This window comes from Latilactobacillus parafuchuensis, assembly GCF_055271665.1.
Genome location: NZ_CM143875.1, coordinates 2165217 through 2184912 on the forward strand (window position 1 = coordinate 2165217; position 19696 = coordinate 2184912).

Annotated in this window: 18 protein-coding genes; 5 read left to right on the forward strand and 13 right to left on the reverse strand. The window is 41.4% G+C overall.

Annotated features, from left to right (window positions below; translation table 11 throughout):
• Positions 1 to 55 precede the first annotated feature (55 nt).
• Positions 56 to 1150, reverse strand: a complete 1095-nt coding sequence (locus tag ACVPPQ_RS10670; RefSeq protein ID WP_463494633.1) for a DUF871 domain-containing protein — start codon at positions 1148 to 1150, stop codon at positions 56 to 58.
• Positions 1151 to 1402: 252 nt separating this feature from the next.
• On the opposite strand from ACVPPQ_RS10670, the gene ACVPPQ_RS10675 reads away from it, so the two are divergent.
• The 3 genes from ACVPPQ_RS10675 to ACVPPQ_RS10685 are packed head-to-tail and all read left to right on the forward strand — an operon-like array spanning position 1403 to position 5018.
• Entirely contained in the window at positions 1403 to 2158 is a 756-nt protein-coding gene (locus tag ACVPPQ_RS10675) for a DeoR/GlpR family DNA-binding transcription regulator (protein ID WP_025082365.1), read from the forward strand.
• On the forward strand, positions 2155 to 3072 hold the full coding sequence (gene pfkB, locus ACVPPQ_RS10680) for a 1-phosphofructokinase (RefSeq protein WP_463494635.1): 918 nt from the start codon (positions 2155 to 2157) through the stop codon (positions 3070 to 3072). Before ACVPPQ_RS10675 ends, pfkB begins: the two co-directional genes overlap by 4 nt.
• A 23-nt stretch (positions 3073 to 3095) precedes the next feature.
• Positions 3096 to 5018 (forward strand): PTS fructose transporter subunit IIABC, encoded by a 1923-nt coding sequence (locus ACVPPQ_RS10685; protein ID WP_463494637.1) that lies wholly within the window; start codon positions 3096 to 3098, stop codon positions 5016 to 5018.
• Between the two features lie 171 nt (positions 5019 to 5189).
• Here the strand turns inward: ACVPPQ_RS10685 and ACVPPQ_RS10690 are convergent, their stop codons facing one another.
• From ACVPPQ_RS10690 to ACVPPQ_RS10705, 4 genes are all read right to left on the reverse strand, one after another.
• Positions 5190 to 6026 (reverse strand): YitT family protein, encoded by an 837-nt coding sequence (locus ACVPPQ_RS10690; protein ID WP_463494639.1) that lies wholly within the window; start codon positions 6024 to 6026, stop codon positions 5190 to 5192.
• A gap of 108 nt (positions 6027 to 6134) precedes the next feature.
• Positions 6135 to 7916: an excinuclease ABC subunit UvrC gene (gene uvrC, locus ACVPPQ_RS10695; protein WP_463494641.1), complete on the reverse strand. Its 1782-nt coding sequence runs from the start codon at positions 7914 to 7916 to the stop codon at positions 6135 to 6137.
• Positions 7917 to 7995: 79 nt separating this feature from the next.
• Positions 7996 to 8727, reverse strand: coding sequence for an amino acid ABC transporter ATP-binding protein (locus ACVPPQ_RS10700; RefSeq protein WP_463494643.1), 732 nt, complete (start codon positions 8725 to 8727; stop codon positions 7996 to 7998).
• On the reverse strand, positions 8720 to 10183 hold the full coding sequence (locus ACVPPQ_RS10705; protein ID WP_463494645.1) for an ABC transporter substrate-binding protein/permease: 1464 nt from the start codon (positions 10181 to 10183) through the stop codon (positions 8720 to 8722). Before ACVPPQ_RS10705 ends, ACVPPQ_RS10700 begins: the two co-directional genes overlap by 8 nt.
• A 136-nt stretch (positions 10184 to 10319) precedes the next feature.
• On the opposite strand from ACVPPQ_RS10705, the gene ACVPPQ_RS10710 reads away from it, so the two are divergent.
• Entirely contained in the window at positions 10320 to 10472 is a 153-nt protein-coding gene (locus ACVPPQ_RS10710) for an SPJ_0845 family protein (RefSeq protein WP_463494647.1), read from the forward strand.
• A 30-nt stretch (positions 10473 to 10502) separates the two neighbouring features.
• Here ACVPPQ_RS10710 and ACVPPQ_RS10715 read toward each other — a convergent pair whose 3' ends face one another.
• From ACVPPQ_RS10715 to rpsO, 8 genes are all read right to left on the reverse strand, one after another.
• Positions 10503 to 10796, reverse strand: coding sequence for a nucleoside triphosphate pyrophosphohydrolase family protein (locus ACVPPQ_RS10715; protein ID WP_463494649.1), 294 nt, complete (start codon positions 10794 to 10796; stop codon positions 10503 to 10505).
• Entirely contained in the window at positions 10796 to 11395 is a 600-nt protein-coding gene (gene yihA / locus ACVPPQ_RS10720; protein ID WP_463494651.1) for a ribosome biogenesis GTP-binding protein YihA/YsxC, read from the reverse strand. The genes ACVPPQ_RS10715 and yihA overlap by 1 nt, the downstream gene beginning before the upstream one ends.
• A 146-nt stretch (positions 11396 to 11541) precedes the next feature.
• The gene (gene clpX / locus ACVPPQ_RS10725; protein WP_463494653.1) at positions 11542 to 12795 is read right to left on the reverse strand and encodes an ATP-dependent Clp protease ATP-binding subunit ClpX; all 1254 of its coding nucleotides are present in this window, start codon (positions 12793 to 12795) and stop codon (positions 11542 to 11544) included.
• 203 nt (positions 12796 to 12998) lie between these two features.
• Positions 12999 to 14294 (reverse strand): trigger factor, encoded by a 1296-nt coding sequence (tig, locus tag ACVPPQ_RS10730; protein ID WP_463494655.1) that lies wholly within the window; start codon positions 14292 to 14294, stop codon positions 12999 to 13001.
• A 185-nt stretch (positions 14295 to 14479) separates the two neighbouring features.
• A complete protein-coding gene (gene tuf, locus ACVPPQ_RS10735) occupies positions 14480 to 15670 on the reverse strand; it encodes an elongation factor Tu (RefSeq protein WP_025082375.1) in 1191 nt (396 codons plus the stop codon).
• A 219-nt stretch (positions 15671 to 15889) separates the two neighbouring features.
• Complete coding sequence (locus ACVPPQ_RS10740; protein WP_463494658.1) at positions 15890 to 16843, reverse strand: tetratricopeptide repeat protein; 954 nt, start codon at positions 16841 to 16843, stop codon at positions 15890 to 15892.
• 61 nt (positions 16844 to 16904) lie between these two features.
• Positions 16905 to 18638, reverse strand: a complete 1734-nt coding sequence (locus ACVPPQ_RS10745; RefSeq protein WP_463494660.1) for a ribonuclease J — start codon at positions 18636 to 18638, stop codon at positions 16905 to 16907.
• Between the two features lie 216 nt (positions 18639 to 18854).
• On the reverse strand, positions 18855 to 19124 hold the full coding sequence (gene rpsO, locus ACVPPQ_RS10750; RefSeq protein ID WP_025082378.1) for a 30S ribosomal protein S15: 270 nt from the start codon (positions 19122 to 19124) through the stop codon (positions 18855 to 18857).
• Positions 19125 to 19402: 278 nt separating this feature from the next.
• Between rpsO and rpsT the strand changes: the two genes are divergently transcribed.
• The gene (gene rpsT / locus ACVPPQ_RS10755; RefSeq protein WP_025082379.1) at positions 19403 to 19657 is read left to right on the forward strand and encodes a 30S ribosomal protein S20; all 255 of its coding nucleotides are present in this window, start codon (positions 19403 to 19405) and stop codon (positions 19655 to 19657) included.
• Positions 19658 to 19696 lie beyond the last annotated feature (39 nt).

Here is a 19696-nt window from a genome sequence, read left to right on the forward strand (position 1 = left end):
ACAACCGCCAGAACGCAAAAAAGAATGGGCATTTCGCCACATTCTTTCCTAAAACTTATTGATTAACCGGTACCAATTTAAAGTTACTCCATGGTTTTAAATAACTTAATAGGAATTGTTCTTCTGGTGCAATGTGTCCAACCACGTTGACCCGGCCATCATTGTGCATCGCTTGTAAGGCAATTTGGGTTTCGCCTTTATACTGACCATAACCGACATTATCAATCAAAATATCGCCGCGTTGAATATCAATCGTATTGTGCGCTGCAAAGGGTAAATCCTTATAAATCACGCGGGTCATGGTCGACCGCAATAGATATTCTGAACGATCACCCCGGTAGCTATGGAGACTTTCAAATAAGACTTGGCGTTCATCAGCCGTAATATCCGCCGCCACTTCGATTTGAATCGCTGGATATTCCGCATTGAAAATCGTTTGCATCGTCTTTAATTCCGCTTCGGAGGCATAGGCATTCCCGACAATGATGTCGTCGATGTTATCCATTAATAGATAATGTTTCATCTGCGTTGCGATTGGCAAATCACGATCAGCTTCCATCGTTGGTAACCCATCTTGCGTTGGCCATGGTCCGAAAGTCGCTTCGTGTGAATTCACAAACGCCGCCGTATTCAGATTGTATTGGGCAAATTGGGCCGTGCATTGTTTAAAGAAATCTTCCCCTAAACCTGAATAACGATGAGGATAAAAATTATGACAGCCTAATAAGTTGGCCCGTTTAGGCGAGTAACTCATAATATTATCAACGTAACTCGTTCCTTGACTCATATTAATTTCAATTTTTAAGTCATACGGATTACGCGTCATCTTGGCTTCTTCAGCACCCGTGAAGCCGTTATCTAACCGAATGCCCCAAGCCCCTAAGTCGTGGAAAAAGCTTAAATCATCATATGAAATATTGAGTTGTTTGAACAAACCAGGATTAATATCAATCATGACTTGCATTCCTAATTGATTCGCATATTCAACGACTTTTTTAAAATTAGCTAAGACCGCTGATTGATCGCCGGTCACTTCTAATAACGAAGTAAACACCCGTTGGAACCCGTATTGACGCGCTAACGCTAAATAGGCCGCATCCTTATCAAATGTTAACCGCTCTGGATAAATCGAAACGCCTAATTTTCCCATGAATAGAACCTCCTAATAATTGGGCTATACCACCCTGTTAACAATTATCTTAGCATATCACTAGCGATTTTGAAAGCTCTTACATTGTTTAAACAACTGGTCTAGCCCGTTAAATCAGGCGAATGGCATCTCGCGATTGTTATTTAATATTTCGGTCTAATTCTAAAAATGATTGTTTTTGAACGTTTTTGGAATATTTTGATTGATTTAATTTGAAAACGATGTCATAATGATTTTACGGAGGAGATCATTATGCTAACCGAAGAAAGACAACAATTAATTATCGAACTTTTAAAGCAACAAGAAGTCGTTAAGATGAAAGCGCTCTGCCAATTATTAAAAACATCCGAATCAACTGTCCGTCGAGATCTTCAACTTTTAGAAGAACAAGGACTACTGATTCGCATTCATGGCGGTGCAAAACGCATCAATACCCTGCAAGAAGAACTGGGACAAATTGAAAAAACCAGCAAAAACGTTCATGAGAAAACTGGAATTGCACAATTGGCCGCTTCTAAAATTAAAACCGGTTGTGTCATCTATCTCGATGCCGGCACGACAACTCAGGCCATCATCCCCTATTTGACCCCCGCAATGAATCTAACCGTGGTCACCAATGGGGTTGATACAGCTTCATTACTAGCTGACCATCAGATCCAAACTTTCTTACTCGGTGGTCGGGTTAAAAATAAAACCAAAGCCATGGTCGGCGCAGCGGCACTCGAAGCCTTACTACAGTTCCAATTTAATCAAGCGATTCTCGGGACGAACGGCATCGATTTAGCCGCTGGTCTCACCACCCCCGATCCCGAAGAAGCCACGCTCAAACGCTTTGCGATTCAACAGGCGAACCAAACACTGGTCTTAGCGGACCACACTAAGTTTGAAGCCGTTTCTTTTAGCAAATTTGCCCAATTAGAACAAGTCCAACTGATTACCGATCAACTACCGGCAACTATTCGACAACGCTATCAACAACAAGCCAATATTCAGGAGGTTTTATCGTGATTTATACCATTACGGCGAATCCATCAATCGATTACGTCATCCAACTCAACCAATTAACTACCGGCCAAGTCAACCGCGTCAAATCAGACGTCAAACTTCCCGGTGGTAAAGGGATTAATGTCTCTCGTATTTTAGCAGCCTTAGACCTACCTAGTACGGCGCTCGGTTTTATCGGCGGTTTTACCGGTGAATTCATTCAACAACAACTCAATAACGAGCTCGTTGATTGTCAGTTTACGCAGGTCCCCGCTGATACCCGCATCAACGTTAAAATTAAAGACGCGGTTGAAGAAACTGAAATTAACGGTCAAGGGCCGGCCATTCCGACTGCAGCAGTTGACGCGCTCAAAGCACAACTCACTCAATTAAAGCCCGGCGATATCGTCTTTATGTCGGGGAGCTTGCCCCCTAACCTCCCCGCTTCATTCTATAAAGACTTAGTGCCTTTAATTCACGAACGTCAAGCCGAATTTGTGATTGACACGACCGGTCAAGCGTTACTGGATACTTTAGCCGATCGGCCCCTCGTGATTAAACCTAACCACCACGAATTAGCGGAATTGTTTAACACGACCTTTGCGGACCATCAAGCGATTATCGCTGCTGGCCGCCAGCTACTAGTCAAGGGTGCGCAACACGTTTTAGTCTCAATGGCTGGCGCTGGCGCCTTACTAATCACACCAGAACACGCCTACTTAGGTGGTACCCCGAAAGGGACGGTCATTAATTCGGTCGGAGCAGGCGATTCAATGATTGCCGGCTTCGTCGGGACATTCTCGCAACACCACGACGCCTTGGCCGCTTTTAAAACGAGTTTAGCCTGCGGTAGCGCCACAGCTTTCTCAGAAGATTTAGCAACGACCGTTAAAATCAACGACTTATTACCTCACATCGAAATCACCCAAATTGATTAATTAACCATCAAAGGAGACCAATTATGAATATCCAAGACTTACTTTTAAAAGACGTCATGATCATGGATTTGCAAGCCACGACTAAAGAAGGCGCGGTTGATGAAATGATTGCTAAATATCAAGCAGCCGGCGTCATTACGGATGCTACCCTCTATCGCAAAGACATCCTGGCTCGCGAAGCCCAATCTTCAACCGGGATTGGTGAAGGGATTGCCATGCCCCACGCGAAAGATAGCGCCGTTCAACGTGCGACCGTCTTATTCGCTAAGAGTCAAAATGGCGTTGAATACGACGCACTTGATGGCCAACCGGTTTACTTATTCTTCATGATTGCCGCCCCAGAAGGTGCGAATAATACCCATCTACAAGCACTCGCCGGCCTTTCATCATTATTGATTAAACCGCAACTCGTCGCCGATTTAAAACAAGCCCAAACACCTGACGACGTTCAAGCACTCTTCGCTAAAGCCCAAGCGGCTAAAGACGCAGAGGACGCTCAAGAAGCGGAAGCCGCACAAGCACAAACTGCTGTTGCCCCTGATGACACAAAACCCTTCATCGTTGCGGTTACTGCTTGCCCAACCGGAATTGCGCACACTTACATGGCCGAAGCCGCATTGAAAGAAACCGCCGCTAAGATGGGCATCGACATCAAAGTTGAAACGAACGGTTCTGAAGGGGTCAAACACCGCTTAACCGCCGACGAGATTAGCCGGGCAACCGGCGTGATTATCGCCGCTGATAAAAAAGTAGAAATGCCCCGTTTTGACGGCAAACATCTCTTAAACCGGCCCGTCATCGACGGCATTAAGAAACCGCAAGAACTGATCCAAAAAACATTGGATTCAGAAGGCACTATCTTCCACGCGACTGAAGCGGCTACTAACCAAGAAGCCGATGCTGACAAAAAATCATTATGGAATCGTGTTTATCAAGATTTAATGAATGGTGTTTCAAATATGTTGCCTTTCGTCGTTGGTGGTGGGATTTTAATGGCCATCTCATTCCTATTGGAACAAACGGTTGGCGCCGACTCAACCACTTTTATCTTCTTGAACTCATTGGGCAATAACGCCTTTAGCTTCCTTATTCCAGTTTTAGCCGCTTATATCGCGATTTCAATTGGCGATCGGCCCGCTTTAATGCCTGGGTTTGTCGGCGGTTACATGGCCAGCCAAGCCACAGCCAGCGTCCTATCCTCTAAGAGTCCTGCTGGTTTCTTAGGTGGTTTAGCGGCTGGTTTCATCGCTGGTTGGGTGATTGTTGGTTTAAAGAAAGCCTTCAAAAAACTTCCGCAAACTTTAGATGGTTTAAAACCAATTCTGATTTTCCCCGTCCTCGGGTTACTAATTGTCGGCTTTATCATGTTCTTCATGGTCAACCCAATCTTCGCACAAATTAATCTCTGGTTAAGTACTTTCCTAACCCATTTAGGAGCCGGTAATGCCTTGCTCTTAGGCGCCCTCCTCGGTGGGATGATGTCCGTCGATATGGGTGGCCCCTTCAACAAGGCAGCCTATACCTTTGCCATTGGGGTCTTCACGACCACTAAAGACGGTTCATTAATGGCTGCTGTCATGGCTGGTGGAATGGTGCCACCATTGGCCATCGCCGTTGCTGCTACGTTATTCAAAAATAAATTTACCGGTAGCGAACGTAAACAAGCCTTTGCCAACTATGTCTTAGGGCTATCATTCATCACTGAAGGCGCGATTCCATTCGCCGCAACTGATCCCTTACACGTCATTATCTCAAGTGTGATTGGTTCAGCCATCGGTGGCGGTTTAACCCAACTCTGGGGCATTACCGTTCCAGCACCCCATGGCGGTATTTTCGTCGCCCCACTTGCCAACCACGGTTTATTATTCGTCTTAGCCGTTCTCATCGGAACCTTCGTCAGTGCCTTAATCCTAGGCCTCTGGCGACCAGTTGCTAAAGAAATTTAATAGGCTTATGACATAAGTCTTTGTATCCTGATATTAAATGAACGGTCTTCTTCTACGCGTGCCAGAACTCATCAATTTCCGTTCAAATCAAAAAATCGTCTATCCTTAATTCGGGATAGGCGATTTTTTAACTTGATACTCAATTGATAAACAAGTTCTGTCACAGCTTATTTATAATAAACGTTGTAACTGTTCGGCCTGCACACTGCGCACCTCGTCAACCACTACTAAGGCTTGTGCGTCAATCTGCGAAATCGTTGGCACGATTGTCGCCAGTTGTTTCGCCGTGCAAATCACGTACAACATCGGCCGTTTATTTTGACTATAATAGCCTTTGGCCTCAATCACCGTAATGCCTTGTTGATAGTCTTTTGATAACGTCGCGGCAATTTGGGCGTATTGTTCTGAAATAATCGTGACCGCCCGCTTAGCCCCAAACCGAGCTAGCAGTTGGTTTAAAATCACCGCTGATAAATACAATTCGATAATCGTCAATAACATATTCTGAAATCCAATAATGAAACCGGACGGAATCGCAACAATCAAATCAAAAAACAACATCGCACTACCAGTCGGAATACCTAAATAACGGTTGACGATTTTAGCGAGAATCGTACTGCCCGCAATGGTGCCCTGACAGTCAATGATAATCGCCATCGCAATCCCCATTAAAACCCCACCGATAATCGTTGGAATTAAGGTTTGCGTCGTGTGATAGTGAATTAAACGTGGTAACTTTAAGAAGATAGAAATCCAAAAGACCGCCCAGACTGAATAACCAATCGTGATTTTATCTAAGAAACGAATCCCAATGATAATCAAAATCCCGTTCAAGACAAAGTTGGTCAAAGCCGGTGGAATCGCTAATGCATAGTAGCCAAGCGCAGTTAGCCCAGTGACGCCACCTTCCCCAATTTGATGGGGAATTAAGAAATCATTAATTGCCACGGCATAAATGAACGCCCCTAGGATAATCCCCAAACTATTCTTCACTACTTGTTTTTTCATCAACGTCACATCCCGCTCCCAAATTACCTTTAGACTATCACAGTTATCAAGATAATCACAACCCAAAAAGAAACGACCAAGCAGCTGCTAGTCGTTTCTTTTTGAATATCACAATGACAATTTAATCGTTTGGGCAACTGTTTTTGAAATGCCCAATGCTTCAATCTCGTCGACCGTCGCCGCTTTAATGTGTTTTAAAGACCCAAATTTTTTTAATAACTTCGTCCGGGTTTTCGGACCGACGCCTTGAATATCATCTAATTTAGAACTCAATGAATTCTTACCTCGTAATTGACGGTGAAAAGTAATCGCAAATCGATGGACTTCATCTTGAATCCGGGTCAATAAGTAGAAACCTTGGCTCTTTGGATCCAGATCAATCAATTGATCCGCTGTTTCGCCGTATAACAGTGATGCCGTTCGATGGTGATTATTTTTAACCATTCCGGCAATCGGAATGGTTAAATCTAATTCGTTGACTAAGACGTCTTTAGCGGCGTTGAGTTCAACAATCCCACCATCCATCAAAATCAAATCAGGTAACGGTTTGCCTTCTTTTAATAACCGCGAATAGCGCCGCCGAATGACTTCACGCGTATTGGCGTCTTCATTGGCCCCGGCGCGTTCTGGTGTTTCCGTCAATTTATATTTACGATATAACTTCTTTTCAGCGCGACCATCGACAAAAGTGACCAGCGCCGAAACCGGATCAGCCCCCTGGATATGGGAATGATCAAACGCCTCGATCACGTGACCGTTCGGTAATCCTAACGCCGCCATAATTTCATTCTGGGCGCCAATTGTTTGCCGATTATCGAGTTCAAGTAACCGAAACTTTTCTTCCAAAACTAAACGACTATTCTTCTGCGCCAATTCTAGCAACGCCTTTTTTTCGCCCCGTTGCGGAGTCCGAATGGGCACCTTTAGAATATCCGATAAGACCGCTTTTTCAACGCCGGTGGGCACTAATATTTCGCGCGGTAAAACGTTATTCTTGCGGTTATACCATTGTAAGATAAAGGTCGCCAACTCTTCTTCTGGCGTACTAACACATGGGAATAGCCGCTTTTCGCGGCGAATTAACCGTGCCTGCCGAATAAAGAAGATTTGAATCGACAGCCAACCTTTATCAACATAAAAGGCAAATAAATCGCGAGGCGTATTATCATTCGAGATAATTTTCTGTTTCTCGACGGTCGCTTCAATATAGTGTAATTGGTCGCGTAGTTCAGCTGCCCGTTCAAATTGCATCTCGCTAGCCGCCGTTGTCATCTTCGCCGTTAAATTCTTTTTAACCGGATCGACTTGACCGTTTAAGAAACGCTTAATCGCCTTGATTTGGATTGCATACAGACTTTCAGGAACTTCTTTAAAACAAGCACCTAGACACTGGCCCATGTGGTAGTACAGGCAAGGCCGGCCCTGATGCCCCTGACAACGTCTCAATGGATAAACCCGTTGCAAGAAACGCAACGTTTCCTGAGCGGCATAGACGTCGGGATAGGGGCCAAAATAATAACCCCCGTCTTTTTTAACCTCACCGGTAATCATTATCTGTGGATCACGTTCATTGGTAATCTTAATGTACGGATAACCGGTGCCCCGTTTTAATTTAATGTTAAAATACGGCTGGTGTTTTTGAATTAACGTAATTTCCAGCAAAAAAGCTTCCTTATTCGTCGACGTAATGATGGTTTCAAAGTCAACGATTTCAGAAACTAATTTGGCGGTCTTACCTTCGTGACTACTCTTGAAGTATGACCGAACTCGATTTTTTAAATTTTTAGCTTTCCCGACATAAATAATTTGGGCATTGAGGTCCTTCATTAAATAACAACCGGGCAAAGCTGGTAATAACGCTAGTTTATGTTCAAGATGTTCACTTGCCAAAAACACACCACTCCTTAATCCAAAACAAGTGTTCGTTCTTTCATTCTACGTGTTTTCGGCTAAAATGCAACTTTAACGACTATTGCGCCAGGATTTGTGCTAAGAACTGTTGAGTTCTTGGTTCTTGCGGGTGATCAAACAATTCTTCCGGTGTCCCTTTTTCAACAATTTGACTATCCGCCATAAACCAGACTTCATCTGCCACTTCACGCGCGAAGCCCATTTCGTGGGTCACGACGACCATCGTCATGCCTTCTTGCGCTAAATCTTGCATGACCTTCAACACTTCCCCGACCATTTCGGGATCCAATGCGGAAGTTGGTTCATCGAATAACAATACATCTGGCGACATCGCCAAGGCACGGGCAATCGCAATCCGTTGCTTCTGGCCCCCGGACAACTGATTGACATAAGCGTCGGCTTTTTCGGATAAGCCTACCCGCTCGAGTAACGCTTCGGCCCGCTTCGTCGCTTCGGCAATACTTTCTTTTTTAACCTTTTGGGGCGCTAATCGTAAATTATCCATGACCGTTAAATTCGGAAAAAGATTGAAATTTTGAAAAACCATCCCCATTTTGGTTCTGATCTGATCTAATTCTTTTTCTGATAAAGTCATTAAATCAGTGTCTTCAAACAAAATTTGACCACTAGTTGGTTCCTCCAACCGGTTTAAACACCGGAGTAAGGTACTCTTGCCACCACCGGAAGGACCGATTACCACGATTACTTGGCCCGCTTCAACATCTCCGCTGACTCCGTTTAAAACTAAATTATCATCATATTTTTTTACTAATTGATTGATTTTAAGCATGTTGCATCTTCCCTTCGATGTAGTTTAATAGTTTTGAAAGGCTAAACGTTATGACAAAGTATATAATCATCGCAACGAAGATTGGTGCGACCCCTTTATAAGTCGCTGATTGAACCACTTTTAATTGATAGATTAAATCCGTGACCCCAATAATGGAGACGATTGAACTTTCCTTAATTAAGGAAATAAATTCATTCCCTAATGCCGGCCAAATATTCTTCAAGGCTTGCGGCAGGATAATATAACGCATTGTATCGTGCTGTGAAAGTCCTAAGCTTCTCGACGCTTCTGTTTGACCTGGGTCAATCGCGTTAATCCCAGAACGGATAATTTCAGCAACATACGCGGCACTATTTAAGGAAACGGCAATCACACCAGCCAATAACGCTGGGATATTGATCCATAACCCAATCCCGAAATAGACAAACATGATTTGAATCATCAATGGTGTACCCCGTACGAATTCAATGTACATGACCGCTAAACTGTGGCTCACTTTATTCTTCGAAATCCGGGCAAAGGCGAGAATCACCCCAATCAGAATCCCAATAATAATTGACACAATCGTAATGAATAAGGTATAACCAATCCCTTTCGCAAAATAAGACCAATAATGCCACATGCTAGTATTATGCGTGTTGGTTTTCATTAACTTACCCGCATTTTTAAGATATTGTGGAATTAATTTTTGTTTTTTGATTTGGGCGATACTCTGATTAGCTGCTGAGACTAAAGAGGGTGAATTCTTCGGAAAAGCAATTGCGGAACCTTGCATATCCGCCCCTAAATCAAATTTACCGTTGATTTGAACTAATTCTGAATCATTACTAGCATAAGCGGTCGCAACCGGTTCCTCTGCAACAATTCCGTCAATTTTATGACTCTTTAATGCAAGTACTAAATCGGGCACCTTAGTTAATCCGGTAACCTGGGCATTTTTAATTTGTTTCTTAGCGAGTGTTTGTTGTAAACTCCCCGTTTGAACCCCTACTTTTTTGCCGATAAAGCTATCTTTAGATTTATAAATCTTCGCATCGGCTTTATTAACTAAAAGTGACTGACCACCGAGATAATAAACGTCGGAAAAATCAACACTCTTTGCCCGTTCATCCGTAGGTGACATTGCCGAAATAACCATATCGACTTTACCAGTTTCAAGCCCAACTAATAGCGCATCGAAGTCCATCGATTTAACAACTAATTTAACGTTTAAATCGTCCGCTAATTTTTGAGCAATCTGAATATCCATACCGACAATTTTATTTTTGCCGTTTTTATTCACTAAAAATTCATATGGTGCATAGTCAGGACTCGTTCCTAAAACTAATGTTTTCTTAGCCTGCACTTGACTCACCGTCTGTCCAGCCGCGGAAACTGGTTGATTATTACCGATAATCACCCCTAATAATAGCATTAATGGTAACATCAATAGCATTAACTTCTTCTTAATATTCATCCTAACTCCTCCTTCGATGTTTTCTATAATACATTAACGTAAATATTTATGCAACATTTATTTATACAAATGTTTAAAATTTGCGAATTAACGATAATCTGGTATGATAGATGCAAATAAGAAAAGAGGAATTTCAATGAGTTTAACAGTCAATCGCCAAAATGATTTACACGGCTTATTCGATAAATTTGCTTCCGTTCCAAAAAAAGAACAACCCGCCATCAAAAAAGAAGAAGAACCAACGACTAAAAGCAAAGCCGATGACGATCAAACCGCACAAAAAAAGTAGACCTCACTTGGTCTACTTTTTTAATACAGATTATTTAGCGTGCCGTTCGGGGTAACGCTTTTTTAATTGTTCAATGTTGTCTTGGGCGACTTGTTCAAAATCAACATTATTCCATTCTGCGATTTGGGATAGATACCAAAGTACATCACCAATCTTTTTGGTCAAGACCTTTTCGTCTAGTTGGTGACCTTGGAAGGTGTACTTTTTAACAATATCAACCACCTCACCACTTTCACTGGATAACCCTAACGCTAAATTCGTCAAGACTTGTTCATTGCCGTATAACGTTCGGTTGGCTAGCTTTTGATATTCATTAAATTCCATTAATGTTGACCTCCAATTTCACATTGACGTTCAATCCACTCCCAAACTTGTTCTTTACCAGCACCCGTTTGTGCACTAAAACAAACAAATCTATCGACCGGATTAAAATCAAGTTTTTCTTTGATAATTTTTTCTTGATGGCTCCATTTACTCTTCGAAATCTTATCCATCTTAGTGGCCACGACTAAAACGGGTAATTCATAATATTTCGCAAAAACGTACATTGCTACATCATCTTCAGTTGGTTCATGACGACCATCAACCAATGAGATTAATCCTCGCACGTTTTGACGCGTTGTTAAGTAAGTTTCGATAATCTGACCAAACTTCTCCCGTTGCTTCTTAGAAACCTTCGCATAGCCATAACCGGGGACATCGACAAAATAGAGTTGATTCTCAACCCGGTAGAAATTCAAGGTTTGGGTCTTCCCTGGTTGGCTCGATGTCCGCGCATAACTTTTCCGATTGATTAACTTGTTAATCAATGATGATTTACCAACGTTTGACCGGCCAGATAAGGCAATTTCAGGTAACTGATCAGTTGGGTATTGGGCCTCTGAGACCGCACTCATAACCATTTCAACTTCTTGTACTTTCATAATGACCTCCGATTGTTTGCTTCGATAGCTAGTTTAGCATAAATAAAGTTTTTTTGCGCCGTTGACTTCTCTCAATATCCATGTTTAGGAACACAATAAAAAAGATTGATGACGATTAATCGTCATCAACCTCTATCCGTTTTATTTTATGAGGCTTCTTGACCGTCAGCTAAGAAAAGTTGCGGTTGGCCAGTACCTTCAACAGCTTCTTTGGTCACTAAGACCTTCGCAATGTCCTCACGACTTGGGATATCAAACATCATATCCATCATGACTTCTTCAATAATTGACCGTAACCCACGGGCACCCGTATCGCGTTCAATCGCTAAATGTGCAATCGCGTGGAGGGCGTTTTCCGTGAAATCAAGTTCAACATCATCTAATGCCATCAGCTTACCATATTGTTTAACGAGCGCATTCTTAGGTTCTGTTAAGATCCGAACCAAATCATCTTCCGTTAATTTCTCCAAGGCGGCCGTAATTGGGATTCGACCGATGAATTCAGGAATGATCCCGAATTTCATTAAATCTTCCGTCCCAATTTGTTGCATTAAACTTTGTTTTTCATCAATGACTTTACCCATTTTGCTACCAAAACCGATTGTCTTTTCCCCTAGACGGTTCTTAACAATCGTTTCAATGCCGTCAAAAGCCCCACCAATGATGAATAAGATATTAGTGGTATCAATTTGAATTAACTCTTGTTGTGGATGCTTACGCCCGCCTTGTGGGGGAACGCTCGCAATGGTCCCTTCAAGAATCTTCAAAAGCGCTTGTTGGACCCCTTCACCCGAAACATCACGGGTGATTGAGACGTTTTCACTCTTCTTGGCAATCTTATCGATTTCATCGATATAAATAATGCCCCGTTCAGCACGATCGACATCGAAATCGGCATTTTGCAATAACTTCAACAAGATATTTTCAACATCTTCACCAACATAACCCGCTTCAGTTAACGTGGTCGCATCCGCAATCGCGAATGGCACGTTTAAAATCCGTGCTAAGGTTTGTGCTAAGAATGTTTTACCCGAACCGGTTGGCCCAATTAAAGCAATATTACTCTTTTGGAGTTCAGTATCGCCTTTTTCAGCAACCGTCATTTGGTTGACCCGTTTGTAATGGTTGTAAACGGCTACTGATAACGCTTTTTTCGCTTCAGTTTGACCGATAACGTAATCATTAAGGATGGCCAGAATTTCTCTTGGTTTTGGCACTTCTAATAAATCATTAACGGCTTCATCTTTGAATTCTTCATCAATAATTTCTTTACATAAATCAATACATTCATTACAAATGTAAACGCCAGGGCCAGCGACAATCTTTTTAACTTGGTCTTGTGATTTACCACAAAACGAACAAGTGACTGGGCCGGTTGTTGTTTCTGTATCATCTAACATCGTAAAATGATCCCCTTTCCTATCTTCATCATAGCATCTTTAAAAAGACTGTCAGCTACAACGTCTTGAAATCGTAATTAAAACTATAACATAGTTTAATTAGAAGTCACAGTATAACGCCTTTTCACCAAAACAACGCAAAAGCGGGTCCAAAGTAAGCACCTTGAACCCGCTTTTAGAACCGATTAAAGCTCACATCGTTATTATTTAGCGTCTTTAACTTCGACTGCTGAATCAGTAATCATGTCAATTACTTTTTTAACACCGATATCATGTTTCAACATATCGTCTGAAAGAACGCCACGAACAGCTGATTCTTCCATCTTATATTGTGTTGCTAATTCTTTAATTTCAGCAGCGACTTCTTCGTCAGTTGCTTCAATTTTTTCAGCAGCAACGATTGCTTCTAAAACAAGATTTGTTTTAACGTGTTTGTCAGCATCGCCTTCGAATTGTTTCTTCAAATCATCTTCTGTTGTCCCAGTGATTTGGTAGTACATTTCAGGTTGGATACCTTGTTGTTGCATGTTACCTAAGTATTGTTGTAGTTGAGTATTAACTTCTTCGTCCAACATTGCTTGAGGTAAATCTTCGATTGTTGCATTTTCAGTTGCAGCAGCAACGGCAGCATCTTGGATGGCCGTATCAGCAGCATCATTTTTTTGTTGTTTTAATTCTTCACGAATTTTTTCTTTTAATTCGTCTAATGAATCAACATCTTCATCAATGTCTTTAGCAAATTCATCATCTAATTCAGGTAATTCCTTTGCTTTGACTTCGTGCATTGTCACTTTGAAGATTGCTTCTTTATCAGCTAATTCTTCAGCTTGATAGTCTTTAGGGAATGTGACTTTAACTTCAACTTCTTCGCCTGCTTTGTGACCAACTAATTGATCTTCAAAACCAGGGATGAATGAGTTTGAGCCTAATTCTAATGAATAGTTGTCGGCTTTGCCACCGTCAAATAATTCACCATCAACTGAGCCTTCATAGTCGATGACAACTGTATCGCCATTTTCAGCAGCAGCGTCTTCTTTAAGCACTAATTCGGCTTGACGTTCGCGACGTGTTTCAAGTTCTTGTTCAACGTCTTTGATTGTAATCCGACGGCTTTGTTTAGGCACTTCTAAACCTTTATAATCGCCTAATTTAACTTCTGGTTTGACGATAACTTTAGCAGAAATCACCCAAGCAGCGCCTTTTTCCATTTTTTCAACGTTAATTTCTGGTTGATCAACTGGTTGAATTGCGGCTTCTTTAACAGCAGCATCGTAAGCTTCTGGTAAAACAGCGTTTAAAGCATCTTCATAAAGCGCTTCTTCACCATACATCTTGTTAAAGATTTGGCGAGGCATCTTACCTTTACGGAAACCAGGTGTGTTGATGTTTTTACGGACACGTTTGAACGCAACGTCCAAACCTTCACTAATTTTATCTAAATCAATTTCAAAGGTTAGAACACCATCATTGGTGCCCTTTTTTTCCCATTTTGCTGACATAATTTTCCTCCGACAGTTATATTCACAATTTATCAATTGCATACTTAATTAGCATAAACTATTTGCTTGGAATTGTAAATATTTATCCTCATAAAATCCCTATTTTAGTGAATTTATCTCGAATTTTAAACACAAAAAAACCCGAAGCACTAGACTTCGAGTTTTAATATTTAACTAATTAAAAATTAGTCAAGGATTTCGCTTACGACACCGGCACCGACAGTACGGCCACCTTCACGGACAGTAAACTTAAGACCCTTTTCAATAGCAACTGGTGAGATTAAGTCTACAGTAAATGTAACGTTATCACCAGGCATAACCATTTCAACGCCTTCTGGTAATTCGATAACACCAGTAACGTCAGTTGTATGGAAATAGAATTGAGGACGATAGTTTGAGAAGAATGGTGTATGACGACCACCTTCATCCTTGCTCAAGATATAAACTTCACCCTTGAAGTTTTTATGAGTTTGGATTGAACCTGGCTTAGCTAAAACTTGGCCACGTTCGATGTTTTCGCGGTCGATACCACGTAACAATGCGCCGATGTTATCGCCAGCTTGGCCTTGATCCAATGTCTTACGGAACATTTCCAAACCAGTAACAGTTGTCTTAGCAGCTTCTTCTTTCAAGCCAACAATTTCAACTTCGTCGCCGACGTTGATTGTACCACGATCGATACGACCAGAAGCAACAGTACCACGACCAGTGATAGTGAAAACATCTTCAACAGGCATTAAGAAAGGCTTGTCAGTTTCACGTTCTGGAGTTGGTACGTATTCGTCAACAATATCCATTAATTCTTCAACAGCTTTAACATCATCAGGGTTATCGTTTAAAGCACCAAGTGCTGATCCACGGATAACAGGTGTGTTATCACCATCAAAGTCATATTCGTCTAATAATTCGCGAACTTCCATTTCAACTAAGTCAGTTAATTCTTCATCATCAACTAAATCAGTTTTGTTTAAGAAGACGATAATGTAATCAACACCAACTTGGCGAGCAAGTAAGATATGTTCACGTGTTTGTGGCATAGGACCATCAGTTGCGGCAACAACTAAGATAGCACCATCCATTTGTGCAGCACCTGTGATCATGTTTTTAACATAATCAGCATGTCCTGGGGCGTCAATATGTGCATAATGACGTTTTTCTGTTTCGTATTCAACGTGGGCAGTGTTGATAGTGATACCACGTTCTCTTTCTTCTGGTGCAGCATCGATGTTTGCATAGTCTTGAGCTTCTGCCAAGCCTTTACCTGCTAACATCTTTGTGATAGCTGCTGTTAAAGTTGTCTTCCCATGATCGACATGTCCAATAGTACCAATGTTAACATGGGGTTTTGTTCTTTCGTAATGTGCTTTTTCTGCCATTAAAACGAACCTCCTGTATTTTCGCAAGAAAAAATCAGCGGATAAATTCCAATACTGATAATCCTTTACATAATATTATAATACTTTGAGTGCAAAAAGACAAAGAGTTTTTTTGACACTAAAAGAATTCAAAAATGATTATATCTGCTATTTGCACGTTTGTAAACACTTAGCGCTTAAAAAAAGCAATATTTCTAATTTTAAGGTGCGTTTTCTCATTTAAAACATTAGTTTAGCCACTAATTCTTGCAATTTCAAAAACCAAGCTTGCGAATTTTCTGAAACTATCGTGACCTGATTTTCTGGAACTAACCCCAACTCTTGTAAAAAAAGTGTTGTCCATTCATCTGAATCGACCAGAACCTCATTTTCAAACGGGTATAAACAAGCTAAATAGAGTTGACTTGTCACTAATACCTGTTCAGCAAAAATTGGGTCATCCGCCAATGCTTGTTGAATCGCTTGTTGGACCGCCTGAATTTTCGGACTCGTCTCCATCAATGGGATTTCATTGGGAATAGCGGTCTTCACCTGATCGAACCAAAATACGTCAATCGGTTGCGCTATTTTTAACGTGACTAATTCTTCAAAAATAGTACTGCGCACGAATGGATGCACATACGGGTTAACCAATACCGGTTGAATCCCCTTTAAATAGTCGGCTTGTGGTAACTGTTTAGCCAATTTCAGCAGTTGCATCTGTTCCGTCAATGGTAATCCCGCAATACTATAAAGTTTTTGTCGGATTTTATCGATTGCCGGCACCTGTTGTTCTCGGTACCGATTCTGCGTGCGTTCAATGCTCCGTTTAACGGTTTGCCAAAATACGCGTTGTTTGGCGTCTTGTTGCATTTGGGGCCAGACCCCTTGCCAGAGCTCGTTAGCCTCAACAAACTCCTGGTTCGCCAATAAAACGGCAATGTAGAAGCCAATCAGATCTGGTTCAGCCAAATAGTCGGCGACCTTCTCTTGCATTAATTGCAAAGCCGCCGCTAGCTGGCGATTTTCAACCAACACACTTGCCAATAAAATATTTAAACTAAAACGTTGTTCTAAAGCATACGCGGCTTCAAAATGGTCAATCGCAGTCGCCCAATTTTGTTGATTGGCCGCCTGCTTCCCGAGTTGAATATGCCGTTCATAATTACCCGGCAGTTCCACTGTCTCACCCATCGACTCACTCCCAACTTTTAATATTAGAAAAAAAGCCGAATTAATATTCGACTTTTTACGTTTATTCCGCTGATTTAGCAGGTACTTCTTTTACGGGCGCTTTTTTAACGTCCTTTTTTTGACGACGATGATTTTGATTGATTTCCATAATCACTGGTAAAATCACGGGGCGCCGTTTCGTTTGTTCGTACAAATAATGGCTTAAGTTTTCCCGGACATCCTGTTTCAAATGACTCCAATCAAACTCTTTGTTATCCAAATTATTCTGAACCGCTTGTTTAATGATTTCTGAACTTTCAGCCATCAAATCTTTGCTGGTTTTAACGTAAACAAATCCACGCGCAGTCACTTTAGGATCGGCAATGATTTTTTTATTCTTACGATCAATGGTGACGACTGCAATAAAAATCCCATCTTCTGATAACAATTTACGATCGCGCAAGACGATATTCCCGATATCGCCAATGCCACTACCATCAATCATAATATCCGTTGCATCCACTTGACCACCAACGTGCATCTTCCCGTTGTCATAGCTCAAGATGTCGCCCTTACCGACGATAAAGATGTCCTTGTAGTCCATTCCTGTTTCATGCGCAATATCGGCATGCGCCGCTAATAAACGGTATTCGCCTTGTACCGGAATTAAAAATTGTGGGTGTAATAAATTGAGCATTAATTGTAAATCGCCTTTATTCGCATGACCAGACGCATGTAAATCATCACCAACGGCTTTGACTTCACCACCGGCGCGATAAATCATATCCTTAGTCTTCGCCAAAATAGTTTCCATAGCGTGTGAAGGTGACGTCGTTAAGTAAACTAGATCGCCCTCTTCAATGTGAATCAGACGATGATGACTTGTCGCCATCTTTTGTAAGGCTTTAATCGGTTCACCCATGCGACCCGTTTCTAAAATCACGGTTTGTTCAGGAGCCAAAGTTTCTAAGTCTTTGGGTTGCACTAAAATGGCTTCATCTGGCAAGATAATCATTTCGAGTTTCATCGCCGTCCGCACAATTTTTTCTAAATCGCGTCCGGTTAAAACAACTTTACGACCCGTTTTGTAGGCCGCGTCGATGACTTGTTGAATCCGGACAATGTTTGAAGCAACTGATGCCACAATAATCCGGCCCGTTTGATATTTAAAGGTTTCAAAAATGGATTCCGCGATATCGCGTTCGCTAGCCATTGCATAAGGTGATTCTGCATTAGCTGAATCGCTTAACAATGCTAAAACGCCTTGCTTACCAATTTCAGCTAAGCGCGCATAATCGGTTTGATACATGGGTTGTGCTGATTGATCGAATTTAAAATCACCAGTATAAACAATCTGACCTTCATCCGTCTTAATGACGATTCCGAGCGAACCGGGAATTGAATGGGTCGTCTTAAAGAATGACACCGTCGCACTGTCAAAATCAATCGCCGTATTGGCATTAATTACGTGGAAATTTTGGAAACGACGCAACTTAGGTTCGCTACTGACCGTAATCTTCGCTAATTCAATCGTCAATTCTGACCCAAAGACGGGCACATCATGTTCTTTTAAGAAATAAGGTAACGCCCCAATCGCATCCACATGACCATGTGTTAAGAAAATCCCAGCAACTCGTTCGGCATTTTCTTCCAAATAAGTCATATCCGGAATGACAATATCAATCCCTAATAATTCGGTTTCAGGGTATTTCAAACCACAATCTAAAATGTAAATCTCATCATTGACTTCAACGACGTTTAAATTTTTACCGTTTTCACGGACGCCGCCAAGCGGCATAATCTTAATGTTACTCATTCTTTCACCTCTATAAATTGAAAGGCACGCCTTTCAAACTATTCATCTATTTTTTAAATTCTTCGTTTAAAACTCATCCGCTTTAAATTCTAATTCATATTTTATCACAATTTAAACAAACAAACAGCTTTTGATTACTAAAGACCCATTCAATGAGGCCCATGCTTTAAAAAAGGCAAAAAAAAAGCCACCCAACTGGGCGACTTCTTAAGTAAATTAACGACGTAAGCCAAGGCTCTTGATTAATTCACGGTAACGTTGAACATCTGAATCACGTAGGTAACGTAAAAGGTTACGACGGTGACCAATCTTCTTCATTTGACCAACATATGAATGGTGATCTTTCTTATGAACAGATAAATGTTCGTTTAAGGCGTTGATTTCTGCAGTCAAAACAGCGATTTGAACTTCTGGTGAACCAGTGTCCCCTTCGTGACGTGCATATTGTTTGATAACATCGTTCTTAGTAATTTGTGAAATAGCCATGCTAATTTCCACCCTTCAATTATGATAGCCCGAAACAGCGTAAAGCGTCGGGTGAACGTCGCTAAACGATGTAACAGGTTCCGTGCGAATTGCACTACATCACTTTACTAAAAAAAAACAATAAAAGCAAGCCATCATTCTCAAAAAAATTATGCAGTCAAGTTGAAATACTTTACAACTTAGTATTGCAATCAGTCTCATTTGTTTGGTATAATAACGTCTGTTGAAATTAAAAATCTTTTTTTATAAAGATAGTGAAACCCATCGGAGGTGAAACCATGCCACAAATTAAATCTGCTATGAAACGTGTTAAAACAATTGAAAAAGCAAACAACAGAAACGCTTCACAATTAAGCACAATGCGTTCAGCAATCAAAAAATTCAAAGTTGCTACTGAAGAAGGTAGTGACCAAGCTGCAGACTTATTGAAAGCTGCTACTCGCGCAATCGATATGGCTGAAACTAAAGGCTTAATCCACGCCAACAAAGCTGGCCGTGACAAGTCACGTTTAAACAAAATGATGGCTAAATAATTTTTGCCAATATTCAAATAGGCTACCGACAATCTTCTG

Excerpts from the sequence above, each read along its gene's own strand:
- ACVPPQ_RS10670 (WP_463494633.1), bottom strand. The coding sequence starts at position 1,150 with ATGGGAAAATTAGGCGTTTCGATTTATCCAGAGCGGTTAACATTTGAT.
- ACVPPQ_RS10675 (WP_025082365.1), top strand. The coding sequence starts at position 1,403 with ATGCTAACCGAAGAAAGACAACAATTAATTATCGAACTTTTAAAGCAA.
- ACVPPQ_RS10685 (WP_463494637.1), top strand. The coding sequence starts at position 3,096 with ATGAATATCCAAGACTTACTTTTAAAAGACGTCATGATCATGGATTTG.
- ACVPPQ_RS10690 (WP_463494639.1), bottom strand. The coding sequence starts at position 6,026 with ATGAAAAAACAAGTAGTGAAGAATAGTTTGGGGATTATCCTAGGGGCG.
- ACVPPQ_RS10700 (WP_463494643.1), bottom strand. The coding sequence starts at position 8,727 with ATGCTTAAAATCAATCAATTAGTAAAAAAATATGATGATAATTTAGTT.
- ACVPPQ_RS10705 (WP_463494645.1), bottom strand. The coding sequence starts at position 10,183 with ATGAATATTAAGAAGAAGTTAATGCTATTGATGTTACCATTAATGCTA.
- ACVPPQ_RS10710 (WP_463494647.1), top strand. The coding sequence starts at position 10,320 with ATGAGTTTAACAGTCAATCGCCAAAATGATTTACACGGCTTATTCGAT.
- ACVPPQ_RS10715 (WP_463494649.1), bottom strand. The coding sequence starts at position 10,796 with ATGGAATTTAATGAATATCAAAAGCTAGCCAACCGAACGTTATACGGC.
- yihA (WP_463494651.1), bottom strand. The coding sequence starts at position 11,395 with ATGAAAGTACAAGAAGTTGAAATGGTTATGAGTGCGGTCTCAGAGGCC.
- clpX (WP_463494653.1), bottom strand. The coding sequence starts at position 12,795 with ATGTTAGATGATACAGAAACAACAACCGGCCCAGTCACTTGTTCGTTT.
- tig (WP_463494655.1), bottom strand. The coding sequence starts at position 14,294 with ATGTCAGCAAAATGGGAAAAAAAGGGCACCAATGATGGTGTTCTAACC.
- tuf (WP_025082375.1), bottom strand. The coding sequence starts at position 15,670 with ATGGCAGAAAAAGCACATTACGAAAGAACAAAACCCCATGTTAACATT.
- ACVPPQ_RS10740 (WP_463494658.1), bottom strand. The coding sequence starts at position 16,843 with ATGGGTGAGACAGTGGAACTGCCGGGTAATTATGAACGGCATATTCAA.
- ACVPPQ_RS10745 (WP_463494660.1), bottom strand. The coding sequence starts at position 18,638 with ATGAGTAACATTAAGATTATGCCGCTTGGCGGCGTCCGTGAAAACGGT.
- rpsO (WP_025082378.1), bottom strand. The coding sequence starts at position 19,124 with ATGGCTATTTCACAAATTACTAAGAACGATGTTATCAAACAATATGCA.
- rpsT (WP_025082379.1), top strand. The coding sequence starts at position 19,403 with ATGCCACAAATTAAATCTGCTATGAAACGTGTTAAAACAATTGAAAAA.